Origin of the sequence: Chamaesiphon sp. VAR_69_metabat_338, assembly GCF_031423935.1 — a bacterium.
In the GTDB taxonomy this organism is placed as follows: Bacteria; Cyanobacteriota; Cyanobacteriia; order Cyanobacteriales; family Chamaesiphonaceae; genus Chamaesiphon.
Genome location: NZ_JANPGM010000581.1, coordinates 1 through 3,442, shown reverse-complemented (window position 1 = coordinate 3,442; position 3,442 = coordinate 1). Strand labels below are relative to the sequence as shown.

The following is a 3,442-nucleotide window of genomic DNA, read 5'->3' as shown; positions in this document are numbered from 1 at the left end:
TTCATTCTCGGTGTTGAATTGACTGAGAATAGCTTGTGCCTTTTGTCTGATGACTTCGAGGGTGGAACCGCTGAGTTCGATCGATTCAAGGTCGCTTTTGACCACATTCAACCAGCGTTGTTTTCCGTCCATGCGGCGGCGAAGATTTTGTTGGATCTTTAGCCATGACTCGTAGGTATACAGCACCATGAGGGTGGCGGAGGAATAGAATCGCCCAGGTTGCCCAGGATAAACTGCTCTGAGCGGCGTACAAAGGTCTGTAATTGCTTTCTGGGGGACGGCTCCTCGACGTTGCCAAATCTCAAAATCAGGATGCTGGCTGACTCGCTTCATCAGTTCGCTCACCAGGGGAGTATTGCTCTCTGTCATCAGGTGCCAGAGGTGGCGACGAATAGGTTCGGGAGCGGTGAGGCGACAGTGAATTGTAACAATGCTCATAGTTGGTAATGACCCAGTACAAGTAACTGCTCGGAATTTTTGGACTGAGTATTGGTGGTAGTCGATCGCTGAAGCTATGATTGGGATTGAATAATGAGGTGCTAAAACGAAAATAACATTATAAAACTCTATTATACATTATTTAACTGTCTAGTAAGGTTGCAGGGGTATTATGAATTTGCTGAAAATTTTGCTTAAAGCTGATGAGTCAACCCGATCGAGTGCAGACATCTGTCTATTTCCCCAAAGAGGTCTATGCAGCCCTGGTGAAGTGGGCTGAAGAGGAAGATCGATCGGTGAGTAATTTGGTGGTGCGGCTGGTTGCTAAGGCGGTGGAAGAGAAGGAGTCGAAGTAAAGTTTTTGATTCAGAGAATAGACATGGGAAACTTAAAAAAGCAGTCTCAATCCAGAACTTTTGATGACAGGTAAATTTGACGCAGCCACTTCACTTTCTTTCATTGATGCATCTGCCAAGATTCTAGATCTCAACGGCTCACCGCTTCATTATCGAGACATTACCCAACAAGCCTTGAGTCAAGGCTTGATTCAATCCGAGGGCAAAACACCTGAAGCTACTTTAAATGCAGTAATTTGTGTAGATATCAAGCAAAAAGGTATTCACAGCCGATTTGTACGGGTGCGCCCTGGAATTTTTGGATTGCGGAGTTGGGGGATAGAGTCTGCGGCGTTGGATTCACCATTAAATACCGCCGACGCAGAAAACCGTCGGGTGCGGATTCCTCATTTTCCCTCTTATGCAGAACTGCGGTTATTACTGCCGATCTGGAATGGACGACTGAGATCGCAGATTACTGGACTTCGATCGACTATTGAGACACTGCGAGGTAGCCCCCAGGAACCTGGGGATTGGACGAAGCCAGATTTATGGATTGTAGAAAGGTTACAAGGTAAAGATCGCGAACTGGCGGAGGCAATTTGGCAAAAAACAGCAGAGAAGGTAAATCCGCGCCATGTCTATGGACACTGGCTATTTGCCTGTGCCTATAAGTTACTAGTAGAAGATAGTGATGGTCAGATGAAATTGACAGATAGAGGTCGAGATTTTATCGATCGTCCACTAGGGGATACTGTTGCGCTAGTAGATGAGCAGGAAGGAGTTCTTAAAATCCTGACAATCGCTGCGGAGAAAGGGACGGGGCGAAGATCGGACTTTATCCCTGAGTGGACAGATTATCTGACGCGGTATTCTCGCTACGGCACTGATATCACGATTAAAGATACCCTTAGCCGCAGACTCCATAGTATTTTGGAACGAGGTCTGCTCACCAAAGCAGGTGCCATCTACGGCATTACCGATGAAGGTTTAGCTTATTTACGACAGACAGGTGGCGATGAACCTGCGGATAGTTCGATCGAGTTGCAAGAGATTTTGCAATTGGTAAATCAGCAAAAGGCATCCGTGAGAGTCAGTATGCAAGAGTTGCTCTCGACGATGGAGCCAATCGCCTTTGAGCATCTAATCGGACAATTATTGGAAGCGATGAATTATCAGAATGTCGCGGTGACTGCGCCCTCAAATGATAAAGGTGTGGACGTGGTAGCCGACATCGAGTTAGGGATTACCTCGGTGCGGGAGGTGGTGCAGGCAAAGCGACAAAAGAGTAATGTTCAGCGGACTGTTTTGGATGCTTTGCGCGGTTCTTTGTATAGATTTCAGGCAGTACGGGGCACAATTATTACTACAGCAGGTTTTTCTAAGGGAGCGATGCAAGCAGCGTTCGAGGCTGGCGCACCACCGATTACGTTAATCGATGGATCTAAACTGATAGACTTGCTGATTGAGTATGGCATTGGGGTGAGAACGCGCTCGGTTGAGGTGTTAGAGTTGGATGCCGATGCTTTTGCCCAAACCGAAGAAGGTGAGGATTCTTAGCTATGTTAAACCCACGCACAATGAAAAATTGAAAACATGGATAAGAAGCAGCTTTCCGAGCGGGATATTTGCACCAAGTACATCACCCCAGCATTGGAACGATCGGGTTGGGATATTTTGACGCAGATTCGGGAAGAATTTTCACTGACTGATGGGCGGATTCTGGTGCGGGGGAAGTTACACGCTCGTGCGAAGAATAAGCGGGCTGACTATGTACTGTTTTATAAGCCTAATTTACCGATCGCAGTTATCGAGGCGAAGGATAATAAGCATTCTGTCGGCGATGGGATGCAGCAGGGTTTGGGTTATGGGGAGATGTTGCAAGTGCCGTTTGTGTTTAGCTCTAATGGCGATCGCTTTTTGTTTCATAACAAGATTGCTACCGACGGAATAATTGAGCAGGAGATCGGTTTAGATGAGTTTCCATCACCAGAAGCCCTGTGGGAACGGTGGTGTCTACATCGAGGCTTATCGGCACCGCAACAGAGTTTAGTTACTCAAGATTATTATAGCGATGGGAGTAATAAGACTCCGCGTTATTATCAGTTACTGGCGATCGATAAAACGATCGAAGCAATCGCTCAAGGTCAGAACCGAATTCTATTGGTGATGGCGACGGGTACGGGGAAAACTTTTACCGCTTTTCAGATTATCTGGAGACTGTGGAAATCGAAGGCGAAGAAGCGGATTTTGTTTTTAGCCGATCGAAACATATTAGTCGATCAAACGATGACTAATGATTTTAAACCCTTTGGTTCGGCAATGACCAAAATCAAACAGCGACAGGCGGATAAGTCTTATGAGATCTATCTATCGCTGTATCAGGCGGTGACGGGAAATGAAGAAGAGCAGAAGATATATAAACAATTTAGTCCTGATTTCTTCGACCTGATTGTAATCGATGGCAAGGCGCGCGGCATTGTCACTCGCAACTTAACGTCGGGCCGCACAGAAGTGCATCTAGCCGACGCCGTTGTGCTGGGAACTGGCGGATACGGAAACGTTTTTTACCTCTCCACAAATGCCAAAGGGTCCAACACAACATCCATCTGGCGGGCTCATAAAAAAGGGGCTCTGTTCGGCAATCCTTGCTATACGCAGATCCACCC

The 3,442-nt window shown here is 46.8% G+C and carries 4 protein-coding genes; 3 read left to right on the top strand and 1 reads right to left on the bottom strand.

The genetic code is table 11. The annotated features are described in order from the left end of the window. The coding region (gene cas12k, locus RMO84_RS16030) for a type V CRISPR-associated protein Cas12k (RefSeq protein ID WP_310489438.1) at positions 1–438 on the bottom strand (438 nt) is incomplete at its 3' end. Between the two features lie 203 nt (positions 439–641). Between cas12k and RMO84_RS16025 the strand changes: the two genes are divergently transcribed. From RMO84_RS16025 to RMO84_RS16015, 3 genes are all read left to right on the top strand, one after another. Beyond that, the gene (locus tag RMO84_RS16025; protein ID WP_310489437.1) at positions 642–794 is read left to right on the top strand and encodes a ribbon-helix-helix domain-containing protein; all 153 of its coding nucleotides are present in this window, start codon (positions 642–644) and stop codon (positions 792–794) included. 63 nt (positions 795–857) lie between these two features. Then, on the top strand, positions 858–2,333 hold the full coding sequence (locus RMO84_RS16020; protein WP_310489436.1) for a restriction endonuclease: 1,476 nt from the start codon (positions 858–860) through the stop codon (positions 2,331–2,333). A 36-nt stretch (positions 2,334–2,369) separates the two neighbouring features. Continuing rightward, positions 2,370–3,442 (top strand): DEAD/DEAH box helicase family protein (locus RMO84_RS16015; protein ID WP_310489435.1); only part of this gene is annotated, 1,073 nt, incomplete at its 3' end.

Bases quoted from the DNA above. Each gene is read 5' to 3' on its own strand.
- RMO84_RS16020 (WP_310489436.1), top strand. From the start codon at position 858: ATGACAGGTAAATTTGACGCAGCCACTTCACTTTCTTTCATTGATGCA.
- RMO84_RS16025 (WP_310489437.1), top strand. From the start codon at position 642: ATGAGTCAACCCGATCGAGTGCAGACATCTGTCTATTTCCCCAAAGAG.